At 60.6% G+C, this 15455-nt stretch carries 10 protein-coding genes and 1 pseudogene; 6 read left to right on the top strand and 5 right to left on the bottom strand.

Translation table 11 applies throughout. The features are described from left to right. Nucleotides 1-31 precede the first annotated feature (31 nt). Both RRF64_RS04905 and RRF64_RS04900 read right to left on the bottom strand, forming a co-directional pair. On the bottom strand, nucleotides 32-1504 hold the full coding sequence (locus RRF64_RS04905) for an aminoacyl-histidine dipeptidase (RefSeq protein WP_323844700.1): 1473 nt from the start codon (nucleotides 1502-1504) through the stop codon (nucleotides 32-34). A gap of 193 nt (nucleotides 1505-1697) precedes the next feature. Further along, nucleotides 1698-3665, bottom strand: coding sequence for a VacB/RNase II family 3'-5' exoribonuclease (locus RRF64_RS04900; protein ID WP_323844699.1), 1968 nt, complete (start codon nucleotides 3663-3665; stop codon nucleotides 1698-1700). 367 nt (nucleotides 3666-4032) lie between these two features. Between RRF64_RS04900 and RRF64_RS04895 the strand changes: the two genes are divergently transcribed. The 5 genes and pseudogenes from RRF64_RS04895 (at nucleotide 4033) to RRF64_RS04875 (ending at nucleotide 11039) form a co-directional block, all read left to right on the top strand. Continuing rightward, the gene (locus tag RRF64_RS04895; protein ID WP_323844698.1) at nucleotides 4033-5121 is read left to right on the top strand and encodes a Glu/Leu/Phe/Val dehydrogenase dimerization domain-containing protein; all 1089 of its coding nucleotides are present in this window, start codon (nucleotides 4033-4035) and stop codon (nucleotides 5119-5121) included. Between the two features lie 221 nt (nucleotides 5122-5342). After that, complete coding sequence (locus RRF64_RS04890) at nucleotides 5343-8159, top strand: M16 family metallopeptidase (RefSeq protein WP_323844697.1); 2817 nt, start codon at nucleotides 5343-5345, stop codon at nucleotides 8157-8159. Between the two features lie 259 nt (nucleotides 8160-8418). Continuing rightward, nucleotides 8419-9342, top strand: a pseudogene (locus RRF64_RS04885) (ATP-grasp domain-containing protein); the annotation flags it as partial. Further along, the gene (locus RRF64_RS04880; protein ID WP_422732622.1) at nucleotides 9325-9633 is read left to right on the top strand and encodes a cation:proton antiporter regulatory subunit; all 309 of its coding nucleotides are present in this window, start codon (nucleotides 9325-9327) and stop codon (nucleotides 9631-9633) included. The pseudogene RRF64_RS04885 and the gene RRF64_RS04880, both read left to right, overlap by 18 nt. 68 nt (nucleotides 9634-9701) lie before the next feature. Next, entirely contained in the window at nucleotides 9702-11039 is a 1338-nt protein-coding gene (locus RRF64_RS04875; protein WP_323844696.1) for a mechanosensitive ion channel family protein, read from the top strand. 51 nt (nucleotides 11040-11090) lie between these two features. Here the strand turns inward: RRF64_RS04875 and RRF64_RS04870 are convergent, their stop codons facing one another. Then, nucleotides 11091-11702: a glutathione S-transferase family protein gene (locus tag RRF64_RS04870; protein WP_323844695.1), complete on the bottom strand. Its 612-nt coding sequence runs from the start codon at nucleotides 11700-11702 to the stop codon at nucleotides 11091-11093. Between the two features lie 139 nt (nucleotides 11703-11841). On the opposite strand from RRF64_RS04870, the gene RRF64_RS04865 reads away from it, so the two are divergent. After that, nucleotides 11842-13161, top strand: a complete 1320-nt coding sequence (locus tag RRF64_RS04865; protein ID WP_323844694.1) for a metal-dependent hydrolase family protein — start codon at nucleotides 11842-11844, stop codon at nucleotides 13159-13161. Between the two features lie 160 nt (nucleotides 13162-13321). Here RRF64_RS04865 and RRF64_RS04860 read toward each other — a convergent pair whose 3' ends face one another. Further along, nucleotides 13322-14029, bottom strand: coding sequence for an SIMPL domain-containing protein (locus RRF64_RS04860; RefSeq protein ID WP_323844693.1), 708 nt, complete (start codon nucleotides 14027-14029; stop codon nucleotides 13322-13324). A 203-nt stretch (nucleotides 14030-14232) separates the two neighbouring features. Continuing rightward, nucleotides 14233-15396 (bottom strand): PLP-dependent aminotransferase family protein, encoded by a 1164-nt coding sequence (locus tag RRF64_RS04855; protein WP_323844692.1) that lies wholly within the window; start codon nucleotides 15394-15396, stop codon nucleotides 14233-14235. Between the last annotated feature and the right edge of the window lie 59 nt (nucleotides 15397-15455).

The following is a 15455-nucleotide window of genomic DNA, read 5'->3' as shown; positions in this document are numbered from 1 at the left end:
GTATTGACCCGGGGCCATGGCGTGCGGGGAATCAAGCCTTTGCCGGAATCGCCTGCACGACCTTGAGGAAGTACTCCCAGAAATTTCCCACGCTCTCGATATGCACCCGCTCCTCCGGCGAGTGCGCGCGGCGGATGGTGGGGCCGAAGGAGACCATATCCCAGTTGGGGTAGGGCTTGGCCAGCAGTCCGCACTCGAGGCCGGCGTGGATGACCTTCACTTCCGGCTCTGCGCCGGCCATGTCTTTGTAGACATCCTTCATCAGCGCCAGCAGCGGGGACTGCATGTTAGGCGTCCAGCCCGGGTAGGCATTGTCCAGAGAGGTCCGGGCGCCGGCCAGTTGGAAGGCGGCGGCGACGTTGAGGCCGTGCTGGTCGCGGGCGCTGTCGGACAGGCTGCGCACCAGGCACTGGATGCGCACTTGGTGTTTGCCGTCCACTTCTTCGGTCACCACGCGGGCCAGGTTGTTGGAGGTGTCTGCGATGCCTTCCAGTGCGGTGCTCATGCGTTCCACACCGTTGGGGCAGGCGCGCAGGGCGTGAATCAGTTTCTGCTGGCTGGCTTTGTCCATCACCACAGCCGGGGCCGCTGTGGCCTCCAGGGCAATGTCCAGCTTGGCTTCGTTGTCCAGTTCGCGCGCGATGACCGCGCTCTCGGCGGTGACGATCTCTTGCAGCCTGGCTGCCACATCCGCCGGCACGGTGACGGTGCTGAAGGATTCCCGCGGAATGGCATTGCGCAGACTGCCGCCGTCCAGCGCGGCGATGCGCAGCCCGGGAATCTCGCGACTCGCGGCGTCGATAATGCGGTTGGCGATCTTGTTGGCGTTGCCGCGACCCTTGTCGATATCCAGACCGGAATGGCCGCCTCTGAGGCCGCGCACGCTCAGTTTGAAGGCTTTGTGGTCTGCCGGCACGGGTTCGGGGGAATAGGGCAGGGCCGCATTCACGTCCACACCACCGGCGCAGCCGACGTAGAGCTCGCCCTCGTCCTCGGTATCCAGGTTCAGCAGCAGGTCGGCGTCAAAATAGCCGGGCTGCAGGTTCTTGGCGCCGGTCATGCCCGCTTCCTCGTCGATGGTGAGCAGGGCTTCCAGCGCCGGGTGGGGGATGTCGGTACTTTCCATCAGCGCCAGGATCGCGGCCACGCCGATGCCGTTGTCGGCGCCGAGGGTGGTGCCGGTGGCGGTGACCCACTCGCCATCGATCTGCGGACGGATGGGGTCGGTCAGGAAGTCGTGGTCGGAATCGGCATTTTTCTGCGGCACCATGTCCACGTGGCTCTGCATGGCGAGGACCTGGCGATCCTCCATGCCCTGCGTGGCCGGTTTCTTGATGATGACATTGCCGATCTTGTCCAGCTGTACGTCGAGCCCGCGCTCCTTGCAAAAGTCGACGATGTACGCCACCACCTTGTCTTCGTGCTTGGACGGGCGGGGGATCTCGCAGAGTTTGGCGAAGTGTTTCCACAGCGGAGTCGGGTTCAGTTCGGCGATGTTGCTCATCGGGGACCTCGAGTTGATTGTTTTTGAGATCGGCGTTTCATCGGGGATGCGGTTTTGCCGCATTGCCAGCTAATGCCGGGATCCGGTGGTTGCTGGATTCCGGCCTGCGCCGGAATGACGAGTCGGTAGTTCCGGCGTCGCCCCGGCGGAGGCCGGGACCCAGCGGGAGCGGAGCGCTCCCGCCCGTTGACAGTTATTCGGCTTCTTCTGCTTTGACCGGCGGTTGTTCGTTTGCCAGTTCCAGTGCGATGCGGCGTTTATCCACATCCACGGAGGCGACCTTTACGGTAACCGACTGCTCCAGCTGGTAGCTCTGCTCCTTGTGTTTCAGGGTCAGGTGCTTGCCGTCGAATGCCGGCAGATTTTTCCTGTCGCCGTTCAGGCGCACAAAGCCGTCGATGCCGTTCTCGTCCAGTCTTACGCCCAGGCCGGCGCCGTTGACCAGGGTGATCCTGCCGGTGAATTCCTGGCCGATCTTGTCCTGCATAAACTGGGCGTAGAGCCACTGCTCCAGTGCGCGGTTGGCCTGGCGGCCGCGGATCAGGCTCTCCTGCAGGGCTTCGATCTGCTCGTCACTGAGTACCTTGGCTTGTTGCTCCGTGGCAGCGGCACGCAGCACGCGGTGATTGTGCAGGTCGTTGTATTTGCGGATCGGCGAAGTCACGGTAGCGTAGGCCGCGAGGCCCAGGCCCAGGTGCGCGCCGGCTTTGTTGTCGAGCTGGCCCGGGCGCAGCATGCGCTTCAGCACCGCGAGCAGGTTCTGCATCTGCGGCTCGTGATGGGTCTCCAGGTATTTCACCAGCGCCAGGTAGTTCTCCAGCTGGTGCAAGTCCTTTTCTGCGTGCTCCGGTAGCTGCTCCTTGAGCAGGCTCTTTACCTCGCCCATGCGCTCATCGCGGAAGCCCAGGTGTACCGAGAAGCAGCCCTGCTGCAACTCGGCGAGCTTCTGGCCGATGCTGAAGTTCGCCGCGAGCATGGCTTCCTCCACCATACGCTGGGCGACGTTGCGCTCGCGCTTTTCAATCCGCTCGATCTTGCGCTGCCTGTTCAGATAGATTTCGTAGTCGGGTCTGTCTTCCATGAGCAGTGAGTGGCTCGCGCGGTAGGCGGCGCGGGCTTCGCTGAGGGCGGCCAGGTTGCGCAGGCTCTCTTGCTGCTCCTGTGGCACGGCGTTGTCGTCGCCCGCAATAAAGTTCGAAACCTTTTCGTAGCTCAGCTTATGCTGGGAGCGGACAGCGGCGAATTCGTAGCGGCTGTCGCCGATGCTGCCGTCTCCGTCGATATCGACATGCACTACCAGCACCGGGCGCAACTCACCGGCAATAAGGGAGAAGAGGTTCTCGCACAGGTCGCGGGGCAGCATCGGCAACGTCTCGCCGGGCAGGTACTGGCTGTGGGCGCGCCTGAAGGCCTCTTTGTCCAGTGGGCTGCCTTCCTCTATCAGGCTGGACGGATCGGCGATGGCGATATGCAGGGTCCAGCCGTTGTCGCGGGCGGTGACGGCGAGGGCGTCGTCCATATCGCGGGTGGTCTCGGCGTCAATGGTCGCGAAACCGAATTCGGACAGATCCTGGCGATCGGCGGTGACCGCGACCAGCTTTTCCTTTATATCCTCTGCCTGCTGCAGTGCCGCCTGGCCGAACTGCTCCGGTAGCTGGTGCTGGGCGACCACGAAAGCGTGTTCGATACCGGGCATATCCGGCTTGCCGATGACTGTCTCAACCTTGGCTTGGGCCTTGCCGTCTTTGAACGGATGGCGATTGATCTTGCAGGCGATGAATTCACCCGGCTGCGCCTTGCCCCGTGACTTCGGCGGCAGGAAGATCCAGCGGGACAGGCCATTCTGGCTCGGCTGTACGAAGTGGCCCTGGCCGCGCTGCACATACTGGCCCACCAGGTACTTGAGTTCGCTTTCCAGCAGCGCGTCCAGCTCCGCGGACAGCTTGCCCTTGTCCTCTTCACTCAGGCTGACCCGCACGCGGTCACCGGGAAAGACGCGCTCCATCTCCGCCGGCGGCAGGAAGGCCTCGCGGCCGTCGTCCAGCACCACAAAGCCGAACTTGCCGTTGCTGCCGCGTACCCGGCCCTCGGCATATTCCTTGTTGGAGCGGATATCGGATTTCAGTTGGGAGAGTTGTTTGAGGGCGTCGGCATTCAGCATCGAATTGTCTCTGCGGGTCGTCTGGGGGTCGATAATGGGCGCGGATTCTAGCAGACCCGGGTGGCCCGGTGTATCGGGCGCGGCGGGCTGAACCCAATCCCGCGGGCGCCGGGCATATTAAAGGGGCATAGCATGACAGGGGTGCGCGGCCGTCGAATTGATGACTCCGCTGTCAACTTTGTTTCCTGTGACCCGCCATCCTAATTTAAGGCGAAATGGGTGATGGTTTAGCTTCTATTTGTAGTTGCTGTGCAAAAAATGCAAACTTTATCTGCGGGAGCCGGATATAATCTTGTCTTCCGATAAAAACAGATAGGGCTGTGGTTGTTCCCCAGCTGTAGAACCGGTCTCCGGAGAGGAACAGTAAATGAGTATTTTTTCCCATCCCGCCTACGACAAGCACGAACAAGTGGCTTTCTATCAGGACGCCAAAAGCGGCCTGAAGGCGATTATTGCGGTGCACAACACCAATCTGGGACCCTCACTGGGCGGCTGCCGTATGTGGCCCTACGCCGATGACGGCGAGGCACTCAACGATGTGCTGCGCCTGTCCCGCGGTATGACCTACAAATCCGCCATGGCCGGCCTGAAGCTGGGCGGTGGCAAGGCCGTGATCATCGGCGATCCGCGCAAGGACAAGACTCCCGAGCTGCTGCGCGCCATGGGTGACTTCATCAATACCCTGGGCGGTCGCTATATCACTGCCGAGGACTCCGGTACCAGTGTTGCAGATATGCACATCATCGGCGAGCGCACCAAGTTCGTCTCCGGCCTGATCGCCGAATCTGAGCATGGCGGCGACCCGTCTCCGTCCACCGCCTACGGTGTTTTCGTCGGCCTCAAGGCCGCAGTGGAACACCGCTGGGGCAGAACCGACCTGAACGGCCTCAAGGTTTCCGTGCAGGGTGTCGGCAACGTGGGCTTCCGCCTGGCCAAGCTGCTGAAGGAAGCGGGCGCTGAAATCTTCGTGACCGATATCTTCCAGGACAACATCGACCGCGCGGTGAACGAGCTGGGTGCGACTGCCGTTGGCGCCGACGAGATCTTCGACCTGGACGTGGACCTGTTTGCGCCCTGCGCCATGGGTGCGATCCTGAACGACGACACCATTGCCCGCCTGAAGGTGGGCGCCATTGCCGGTGCCGCCAACAACCAGCTGGCGGAAGAGCGCCACGCGGCGGTACTGCGCGAAAAGGGCATCCTCTACTCGCCGGACTATGTGATCAATGCCGGCGGCATCATCGATGTCTATTACCAGCAGCAGGGCGACTATAAGCCGGCGCGGGTGAAGGAGCACATCGAGACGATCGGCACCACCATGAAGGAAGTCTTCCTGCGCGCCGACGAGACCGGTGAGACCACCGCGCACGTGGCGGATCGCATTGCCGAAGAGCGCTTCGGGCACGAAGACGCGGTAAACGGCGCGCTAAAAAAAACTGACTCAGAAGCCGCGTAAATTTTGAGCAGGGCGAAAGGTCCTGCCGAACCTGTTTCCCCTCGAGCGATTCGCAACATCGCTTCTCTCTGTGATGTATTTGTTTGGGCACTCCGGTGCCCATTTTTTTGCCTGCCGGTTATCGCAGGAACGGGCTGACCCGGCGAATCCGCTGACACCTGCCCGCGAATGTTGCCTACAATTCCCTTCTCGAAACCCGATCCTGGTCAGGGAATAACAATATGGATTTGCGCCTACCCCTATTCAGCCTGCTTTTCGCCGCACTGCTGGTCGCCAGTTGTGGCAAACCCGAGGACGAGACCCACCGCGCCCTGTCGGTAGACAAGGAAGCGGCCGCCAGCAGTCGTGCTGCGGCATCGGACCAGCAGGCCTATGTGCCCACCCCCGAGCTGGAGATCCCGTTTCACAAGGAAGTGCTGGACAACGGCCTCACCGTGATCGTGCACGAAGATCACAAGGCGCCGGTGGTGTCGATCAATATCTGGTACAAGGTCGGTTCCAAGGACGAGACGCCCGGCAAGACCGGCTTCGCCCACCTGTTCGAGCATCTGATGTTCAACGGTTCGGAAAACTTTCCGGGAGAATTCTTCGAACCATTCCAGCGCTCCGGCGCCACCGATATGAACGGCACCACCAATAACGACCGTACCAACTACTTCGAGACAGTGCCTGTGGGCGCACTGGACATGGCGCTGTGGATGGAATCCGATCGCATGGGGCATTTCAGCGGCGCCATCACCCAGGAGGTGCTCGATGAGCAGCGCGGTGTCGTAAAAAACGAAAAGCGTCAGGGTGAAAACGCCCCCTATGGCAAGGCATTCGATACCATTGCCAGCAGTACTTTTCCGCCTTACCACCCCTATTCGTGGACACCGATCGGCTCCATGGAAGACCTGGACAATGCCAGCCTGGAAGACGTGAAAAAGTGGTTCGCCGATTACTACCAGCCAGCCAATGCGATACTGGTAATCGCCGGGGACATAACTGTGGCGGAGGCCATGGCCAAGGCCCGCCAGTACTTTGGCGATATCCCCAGTACCGAGGTGCAGCCGCGCGTGAAGAACTGGGAGTTGCCGGCACAGGTCAAGAAGCGCGAAGTCATGTTCGACCAGGTGCCGCAGACGCGCATCTACAAGGTGTGGAACGTGCCGGCCATCGGCAGCGAGGAGGAGGACGCGCTGGACCTGATGACCTCGCTGCTGGCGAACCGCAAGAATTCGCTGCTGTACCGCCGCCTGGTGCGGGAAGAACAGGTGGCCACTGGCGTGAGCGCCTTCTACTACGGGCGCCAGCTGGCCGGGCAGTTGATCATCATGGTGGACGTCAAGCCCGGGCAGCAGTTGGAAAAAGTCGAGAAGCTGTTGGACGAGGAGCTGCGGCAGTTCGCCAAGAGTGGGGTCAGCGCGGAGGAACTGCGCCGTATCAAACAGAACGAGTTCGCCGGACTGGTCAAGGGGCTGGAGAAAACCGGAGGCTTTGGCGGCAAGAGCGATATTCTGGCGCGCGCGGAGTTCTATTACGGCGATCCCGGCGCGCTGCTCGATGGCCTGGAGGATTACGCCAAGGTTTCCGCGCTGGAGGTGCAGAATGTCGCCAGCCGCTGGCTGACACCGGACAGCTATACGCTGATCGTCAAACCCAAACAGAAATATTCCACCGCGGCGCAGGGCGTGGATCGCAGCAAATTGCCCGAAGTGGACAAGACCGTCGAGCTGGAGTTGCCACAGCAGAGTGAATTCACGCTGGACAACGGTCTGCGCGTGGTGCTGGCGGAACGCCACGATACGCCGGTGGTGTTTATGAATCTGCAGTTCCGCAGCGGCGCGGCGGCGGATGGCAAAAAGCCGGGCCTCGCCTCTGTCGCTGCGCAGATGTTGAGTGAGGGCGCCGGGGATCTGGATGCGCTGGAATTCAGCTCGCGCCAGGAAGAGCTCGGGGCCAGTATCGGCGCCGGCAGCGGCCTTGATTACAACAGCATCACGTTCAGCGCACTGAAGACCCAGCTGGAGCCGTCACTGGAGCTGTTTGCCAAAGTCATCAAGGAGCCGCTGTTCCCGGAGGGGGATCTGGCTCGGGTCAAGTCCAATCGAATCGATGCCATTGCCCAGGAAAAGGCGCAGCCGCAGGGGCTGGCCCTGCGCGAACTGCCGCCGCTGCTGTTCGGCGGGGAGCACCCCTACGGGTCACCGCTGACCGGTTCCGGTACCGTCGAGGGCATCGAGGCCATCACCCGAGAAGATCTGGTGGAATTTCACAACACCTGGGTGCGCCCGGACAACGCCACCCTGACCATTGTCGGCGATGTCACCAAAGACGAAATCCAGTCACTGCTGAATAAGACCCTGGGCGGCTGGAATGCACCCAAGACGGCGCTGGCCAAGATCGAGGTGCCACCGGTGGAGCGGCCGCAGCAGGCGAGGGTCTACCTGCTGGATCGCCCCGGCGCCCAGCAGAGCTACATCATGGCGGGTCTGGTAATGCCGCCCTGGCAACCGGAGGGCGCAGAGGCCTTTGATGCGATGGCCGATATTATCGCCGGCAAGTTTACCTCGCGGGTAAACATGAATCTGCGCGAGGACAAGCACTGGTCCTATGGCGCCCGCGCAGTTTCCCTGGATACCGAAGGGCAGCGCCCCTATATCCTGTTTGCGCCGGTGCAGACCGACAAGACGGCGCCCGCCATCAAGGAGCTGATGAAAGAGTATCGCGCGTATCTCGGTGACAAGCCGGTGCTGGAGAAGGAGCTGGCGGACTACCGCGATGACGAAGTGCTGAAGCAGAGCGGGCGCTTCCAGACCAAAGGGCAGCTGCTGTCCAGTATCACCTGGCAGGTGGAAAAGGGGCTGCCGCCGGAATATATCGCCGAGTATCCGCAGCGGGTCTCCGCACTGACGAAGGAGCAAGTGGAGGCCGCCGCGCGGGAATTCCTTGCCCCGGACCAGTTTACCTGGGTGATCGTCGGTGATCTGGACAAGATTCAGAAAGAGATTGAGGCCTTGAATATCGGACCGGTGCAAGTATTGGCTGGAGAACATTGAATTCCCGCACCGGCAATTCCGGTGCCAGCAGTGGAATTCGTGGCGCTGGCGACTATATTGTGTGTCGATCATGTTGTGTGTCGATCATGGTCACCGGTAGAGATTGGCCCATTGTTGCCAGTGCCCGCCATCATCTCGCATCGATCTGGACCTGGATACGAGTGCCGGTTGACCCCATTCCGACGCCCCAATCGGCCTTGCTCCTTGTCGTGCGCACTCTGCGGGGAGACTCTGCCGCCACAACGATAAGGCTAACAATATGAAGCTCGCAATCCTGTCCCGCTCCCCCAGATGTTACAGCACCCTGCGCCTGCTGGAGGCTGCTCATCAGCGCGGGCACGATGTACAGGTTCTCAATACCATCAAGTTTGCTATCGATCTGCAGCGCGGTGCGCCGGATCTCTATTATCGCCAGAGGCAAATAGAGGACTTCGACGCAGTGTTGCCGCGGGTTGGAGCCTCGATCACGTATTACGGTACGGCAGTGGTGCGGCAGTTTCAGGAAATGGACGTCTTCTGCGCAAATACGGCCCACGGTATCAATAACTCCCGCGACAAGCTGCGCTGCCTGCAGCTGCTAAGTCGTCACCATATCGGCATCCCGCAAACTACTTTTGTCCACCACAAGAAAGATGTGTTGCCAGCTATCGAGCGGGTGGGAGGGGCGCCGGTAGTGATCAAGCTGATTGAGGGCACTCAGGGCATCGGCGTGTTGCTGGCAGAGACGGTAAAACAGGCGGAGGCGATTATTGAGCTGTTGCAAAGCCAGAAGCAGAACGTGTTGATTCAGAAGTTCGTTGCCGAGAGCAAAGGCCGAGATGTCCGTGCGTTTGTGGTGGGCGGTCGAGTGGTAGCGGCGATGCGGCGCGTCGCGCAGGGGCAGGAATTCCGCAGCAATGTGCATCGTGGAGGTATTGCCGAACCGGTGGAACTTTCACAGGAATTTATCGATGCTGCCGTGCGGGCGACTCAGATTATGGGACTCCAGGTGGCAGGTGTGGACATGCTGGAGAGTAGTAGCGGTCCGCAGATCATGGAGGTAAATTCGTCACCTGGCCTGCAGGGGATCGAGACCTGTACCGGGCTGGATGTCGCTGGTGCGATCATTGAGTATATTGCTGCCCAGGTCGATTTTCCCGAGATCGACGTGCGTCAGCGTCTCACGGTGAGCAAGGGCTACGGCGTTAGTGAAATTTATATTCCCGAAGGATCGTGGTTTGTCGGCCGCACCATAGGCGAAACTCAGCTGCACGAGCACGATATCAATGTTCTGACGCTCTACCGTGGTGCCAAGGTGATTCCCAACCCGAAATCACAGCGCGTACTGGAACCCGGTGACAAGTTGCTTTGCTTCGGTAAGCTCGAGGCCATGCGAGGGATGGTGCCTGCGAAGGAGCGGCGTCGTCGCCAGCCGAATATCGGCAACCTGCCGGTGGATGCGGTTAGTCCAGCGGATTTAGAAAATGTTGAATGAATTTTACGCGTACGTCGGTGCATTCGCCAACGGCACTTAGGCAGTATTAGCTTCTTGGGCAGCCAGTAATGGATATGACGGCCGATGACCTGATCGCAGAACTGAACACGGCTTCTAACCGGGCTTTGGAATCTGCATCAGGGGTGGAATTTTACAGCCAGTTGGGGCTGATTGCGCTGATTTACTGTATGGCCTATGTGGTGTCGGTGCGTGTCTGTCGCTATGTGCCGCTGCTCAGTGAGCCACCTGCCGCGCCTGAGAGTGCACCTCTTCGCAATCTGGTCTTCCGTTGCGGGCGGCTGCTTTTTCCGTTGCTTGCTATCCTGCTGCTGCAGCTTTCATTGGCATTCACGCCGGCGTTACTGGGCGATGGCCTGGTGATGCAGGTGTCGGTGGCCATCGCGATCATACTGCTCTTCAACTCCTTTGTCCGGCTGGTGATTACCAACGGACTGGTAGCGAAACTATTTCGCTGGGTCGGCATGCCGATCATTTTTCTCCAGGTTGTGGGCGCGCTCGACAATATCGTCGCGGTGCTTGATGGTATGTCGATTGAGTTGGGGAACATCAAGCTCTCCGCCTATGGCGTCATTCGCACGCTGATCTTCGGTTCGCTGCTTTTCTGGCTTGGACGTGTGTCAAACTCCACTGGTCAGACCATTATCCGTAAGCAGGAAACCCTGGATGTCCGCACCAAGGAAGTATTTGCGAAGCTGTTCGAGGTGATGCTGTTTTTTGTCATCGCCATCTTGATGTTACAGCTGATGGGGATCAACCTCACTACCCTGGCCGTATTCGGTGGTGCCGTGGGTGTGGGGATAGGCTTCGGGCTGCAGGCCATCGCCTCTAACTTCATATCTGGCATCATCATCCTGATGGATCGCTCGGTCTCGGTGGGGGACTATATCGAGATGGACGATGGCAAGTGTGGGGTGGTGACCGAACTTAATATGCGCTCTACCACGCTCGAAACGTACGATGGTAAGGATATTGTGGTTCCGAACGAGAAGTTCATCTCGAACGCTTTTACCAACTGGACGCATAAGAACGAGAAGCAGCGTTACCGGGTCGATTTCTCGGTCAGCTATAGCACCGACGTGCGCGCCGTGGTGGAAATCATCAAGGAGGCAGTGGCGAGCCATCCGCAGGTGCTGAGTGGTGAGGAATACCCGATTGAGGAGCGTCCCGACTGTGAAATCGACAGTTTCGGTGACAATGGAGTGAACATGTTTGTTGAGTTTTGGATGGAGGGCATCGACGATGGTCGCAACCGCGTAGGTGGGGATCTGCTGCTCATCATCCTCGAAACACTGCAGCGGCATGGCGTCGAGATTCCCTTCCCGCAAAGGGATGTGCGGCTAGTCAGTTTCCCGACACTGCATCAATCTCCAGAACTCCAGTCCTAGCCACGGAGGCGTCACCGGCGGGGCAGGGTGCCTCGCCGGCGATAGTCCCCGTCAGGTCTTGGCGCTCGGCCGCACGCTCAGCTGCGCGCGCCAGCGGGTCAGGTGCGGATGCTGTTTGGCATCCGGGCGCAGTTTCACCACCTTGCCGAAATCCAGTGAGCACAGCATGCCGATGTCGGCGACGGAGAAGTAGTCTCCGCAGAGGTATTCGTGATCGGAGAGGTGCTGGTCCAGAACGTCGAAGAACTTCAGGGCTTTTTTGCCTGCATCCTCGCCGAATTCCGGGTAGACGTTCATTCGGTCGCTGAAGAAGCCGGAAGTGTGCTGGAAACACATGCCCACGTTGAACATCATATTGAAGTCGGCGCGGCGGTTCCACATTTCCACCTGCGCCTTCTCCCTGGCGTCGCGCCCGAACAGCGGCGGTTCCGGGTGCAGTTCCTCGAAATAGCGCTGAATCGCCACGGATTCTGCAATGCAGCTGCCGTCGTCCAGCTCCAGTACCGGAACTTTGGCATTGACGTCCCTGGTGCGGTACGCCGCGGTAAGGTTTTCGCCCTTGGCGATGTCCACCGGGACATACTCCACTTCCAGTCCTTTTTCGGCCAGGTACATACGCACCCGGCGGCAATTGGGGGCGCTGGCGTATTCGTAGATTTTCATCGGGGTTTCCTCTCAACTATTCCCCTGGGAACTCATCCCTTGGGATTGGGGGACGCTTGCGGTAGATTGTTGCGCTTCCAGGGTCTGTTAACACGCCCTAAAACGAATTGACTCTAAGTTGGAACTTACGGGTGGGACAATGACAACAAATGCCAAACGGGGCAACCTCCACAACCGCGCGGCCGCAGTACTGCTGGCAGTCTGTGCGGTATTTTCCTCAGCTTCTGCGCTGGCCGAGGCAACGGCCATCTACGCCGGCAAGCTGTTCGACAGCGAAAGCGGCAAGCTGCTGGAGAATCGCACCATCCATGTGGTGGACGGCCGCGTGGAGTCGGTGCAGCAGGGCTTTGCCAAGCGCGACCGGGAAAAGCTGGTGGACCTGCGCAATTACACCGTGTTGCCGGGGCTGATGGATATGCACACCCACCTGACCTACGAGTTTGGTCCGCGCACCTATATGGAGACCTTTACCTGGAACCCGGCGGATTTCACCCTGCGCGGCGTGGATACCGCCCGCCGCACGCTGCAGGCCGGATTCACCACCGTGCGGGATCTCGGCGACAGCGGTAATGTCACCATCAGCCTGCGCAAGGCGATTGATGCCGGTACCATCGAGGGGCCGCGGATCTTTACCGCCGGCAAGTCCATCGCCACCACCGGCGGCCATGCCGATCCGACCAACGGCCATCGCCACGAGCTGATGGGCAGTCCCGGGCCCGCCGAAGGTGTGGTCAACGGTGCGGACAGCGCCCGCGCGGCGGTGCGCCAGCGCTATAAGGACGGCGCCGACCTGATCAAGATCACCGCTACCGGCGGTGTGTTGAGCGTGGCGAAGAGCGGCCAGAACCCGCAGTTCATGGCGGACGAACTGGAGGCGATCGTCGCCACAGCCAGGGACTACGGCTTCACCGTGGCGGTGCACGCGCATGGCAAGGAGGGCATGGAGCGCGCAATCCGCGCCGGGGTGGATTCCGTCGAGCACGGCACCTTTATGGATGGCGAGACCATGGAGCTGATGAAGCGCAACAACACCTGGTATGTGCCCACGCTGATGGCCGGTGAGTGGGTCACGCAGAAATCCGCGGTGGATGGCTTCTTTCCAGACGTGGTGCGCAGCAAGGCGGCCACCATCGGGCCGCTGATTCAGCAGACCTTTGCCGATGCCTACAAGCGCGGGGTGAATATCGCCTTCGGCACCGACACGGGCGTGAGCCGTCACGGCGATAACGCGCGCGAGTTCGTGCTGATGGTGCAGGGCGGTATGACGCCCGCTGACGCCATCCGCAGCGCGACCTGGAACGCCGCGCGGCTGCTCAAGGTACAGGATGAGCTGGGCAGTATCAGTGAGGGCAAGAAGGCGGACATCATCGCCGTGGCCGGCAACCCGCTGGAAGACATCTCCGAACTGCAGCGGGTGAAGTTTGTGATGAAGGACGGCAAAATTTACAAGAATCTGTAGGAGCCTGCTCGCAGGCGGTTTCCGCAGGATGGGCAAAGTTGTAGTTCACCCATCCTACGCCTGTGGGAGCCTGCCCTGCAGGCGATCAGCGCAGTGCCCCTGGCAGACTTCTTATCGCCAGCAGGGCTGGCTCCCACAGAGAACTGTCCGCACTAAATCATTACTCCAATTCGAACACCAGGTCCAGATTCACCGTCAGCGTCGTCTCGCCCGGCGCCACCGGCGTGCCGGCACTGTCCTTGGCCGCTGCCATCTCCGCGCGCATCATCGGGCGGGGAACGCCGCCGCTGCCGCTTTCCGACACGCTGACGATGCGGCGCACCTTCATGCCCAGTGCCTTGGCGTAGGTCTCGGCGCGCGCCCGGGCTTTGTCCAGCGCCTGCTGGCGCGCTTCGGCCATTACCGGCTCGGGCTCGCCGATCTCCAGGCTGGGGCCGTGGATCTGGTTGGCGCCGGTGGCGGCCAGTTGATCCAGTGTCTCGCCCAGTTTCTCCAGCTTGCGAACCTTGATGCTCACGGTGTTGTGGGCCACATAGCCGGTGATCTGCGGCTTGCGGTCCTGCTGGTAGTGGTAGCGCGGCGACAGGCTGATGCCGCTGGTCTGTACATCCTTGTCATCGATACCCGCCTGTTTGATGGCCTTGAGCAGCTTGTCCATCTGTGTGGCGTTAGCGCGCATCGCCTGCTCGCTGTCCTCCGCCTCGGTCACCACGCCGGCGGAAATGTTGGCGATATCCGGCACCTTACTCGCCTCGCCGCTGGCGGAGATGGAAACCAGGGTGCCGCGGTCGGCGGCGCTGCGCTCTCCACCGCAGGCGGTGGCGAGCAAGGCGAGCAGGGCAATTGTCGATATTTTTACAACCTTCATGACTTTTTCCTTGTAAGTCGCTGTGGGATTCCGGGGTATTCCGGTTTCACCGATGGCGGAATACTAATCGCCGCTTTCTGAACGGCAGCTGAGCGGGCGGTTCACTAGTGGTGCAAGGGGAGTTAATACAGTAACCAATCTCTTCGCCACAGGTCCCAGCGCTGCGTTGAAAAAGGCCGCGGAAGGCCTCTTTCAACAACCTGTTAGGTGAACACCTGCCGATAAGTTTCATTCTCGTCGTGATAGATGGCAAAACCGAGGCGCAGCAGCTGCTGGCGCCGGTCGCTCAGGACCGCGCGCGACTTCAGCTCCTGCTGCAGCCTCTCCGCATTTTGCGCGGTGCCGCAGTCGAAGGTGAAGAAGTGTCCGTGACCGTTTTCCAGGTCGTGGCAGATCAGGTTTTGCCGGTTCAGCAGCGGGTGGCCGGCAGCGTCCATGGTGGTGAGGAATCGCCGCTGGGCGGCCAGTACATAGTCGTGGATCTTCTCCACGGTGACTCCCTCGCGCTCGAACAGGTCGAAAATGGCCAGCCCTTTGTAGAGCGGGGAGTAATCCATGGTGGCGCCGGCGAATCGCAGCCAGTTGTCGGCAAATCCCACCCTGTCGGCGCGGTTTTCCAGTTCGGCCATCTCCGCAAACCAGCCGCTGTTCAGCGGCCGCAGGCTACAGTTGGCGGGTATGCTCATAAAGCACAGGCCCTCGCCGGCTCCCAGATACTTGTAGGAGCCCGCCGTGAAGAATACCTGGTCGGCAATACGGCCCAGGTCGATGGGGCGGGCGAAGAAGGCGTGGTAGCCGTCGATAACGAACTCGGTGCGCGCCGGTTTGTGCTCGGCGATTCGCAACAGCTCAGGGAATACGACGCCCGAATCGAAGAAAACCAGGCTGGCGTAGGCCAGCTGGTAGTCGGCGCGGTGCAGTTCCTGGTCGAATCGCTCCGCCAGGGTGGCGTAGGGTTCCTTGGCAATGCGCGTGACCTCGACATTGGGCAGTTCCTCGAGGCGCTGAAGCTGGCGGGCGAAGCTGTAAAATTCGCCGTCGGTGGTGAGGATACGCAGCGGCCGGCTCAGGTCGAAGGCGCTGATCAGCCGATAGACCAGCTCGTGGGTGTTGGGGGCAATGGCGATGCGGTCCGGCGCCGGCAGGTTCAGTGTGCGCGCCACGGCGCCCTGCCAGGCGGGAACCTTCTCTTCGAAGATGGGGCCCCATTTGTCGTCGGCGAGCAGGGCCGAGTCGCGCCAGTACTGCTGCACTGCCTCCAAGGTGGCGTCCGGCCAGTAGTGGTGGGAATGGCACGCCATGTGCAGCATGGGGGATGGGCTGCCACTGGGGGTCTGCAGAAATTGTCGATAGTATTTTTGATACATTTCACTGGTTTCAAAAAACGGAATCATTTAATTTGTGCCGCGATTGTAGATGTTGGCAA

This window comes from Microbulbifer magnicolonia (genome assembly GCF_035117725.1).
GTDB classification, from domain to species: domain Bacteria; phylum Pseudomonadota; class Gammaproteobacteria; order Pseudomonadales; family Cellvibrionaceae; genus Microbulbifer; species Microbulbifer magnicolonia.
This window is presented reverse-complemented; position numbering and strand designations above follow the sequence as displayed.

Coding starts and splice junctions, on each gene's coding strand:
- RRF64_RS04855 (WP_323844692.1), bottom strand. CDS start 15,396: ATGTATCAAAAATACTATCGACAATTTCTGCAGACCCCCAGTGGCAGC.
- RRF64_RS04900 (WP_323844699.1), bottom strand. CDS start 3,665: ATGCTGAATGCCGACGCCCTCAAACAACTCTCCCAACTGAAATCCGAT.
- RRF64_RS04895 (WP_323844698.1), top strand. CDS start 4,033: ATGAGTATTTTTTCCCATCCCGCCTACGACAAGCACGAACAAGTGGCT.
- RRF64_RS04860 (WP_323844693.1), bottom strand. CDS start 14,029: ATGAAGGTTGTAAAAATATCGACAATTGCCCTGCTCGCCTTGCTCGCC.
- RRF64_RS04870 (WP_323844695.1), bottom strand. CDS start 11,702: ATGAAAATCTACGAATACGCCAGCGCCCCCAATTGCCGCCGGGTGCGT.
- RRF64_RS04905 (WP_323844700.1), bottom strand. CDS start 1,504: ATGAGCAACATCGCCGAACTGAACCCGACTCCGCTGTGGAAACACTTC.
- RRF64_RS04865 (WP_323844694.1), top strand. CDS start 11,842: ATGACAACAAATGCCAAACGGGGCAACCTCCACAACCGCGCGGCCGCA.
- RRF64_RS04890 (WP_323844697.1), top strand. CDS start 5,343: ATGGATTTGCGCCTACCCCTATTCAGCCTGCTTTTCGCCGCACTGCTG.
- RRF64_RS04875 (WP_323844696.1), top strand. CDS start 9,702: ATGGATATGACGGCCGATGACCTGATCGCAGAACTGAACACGGCTTCT.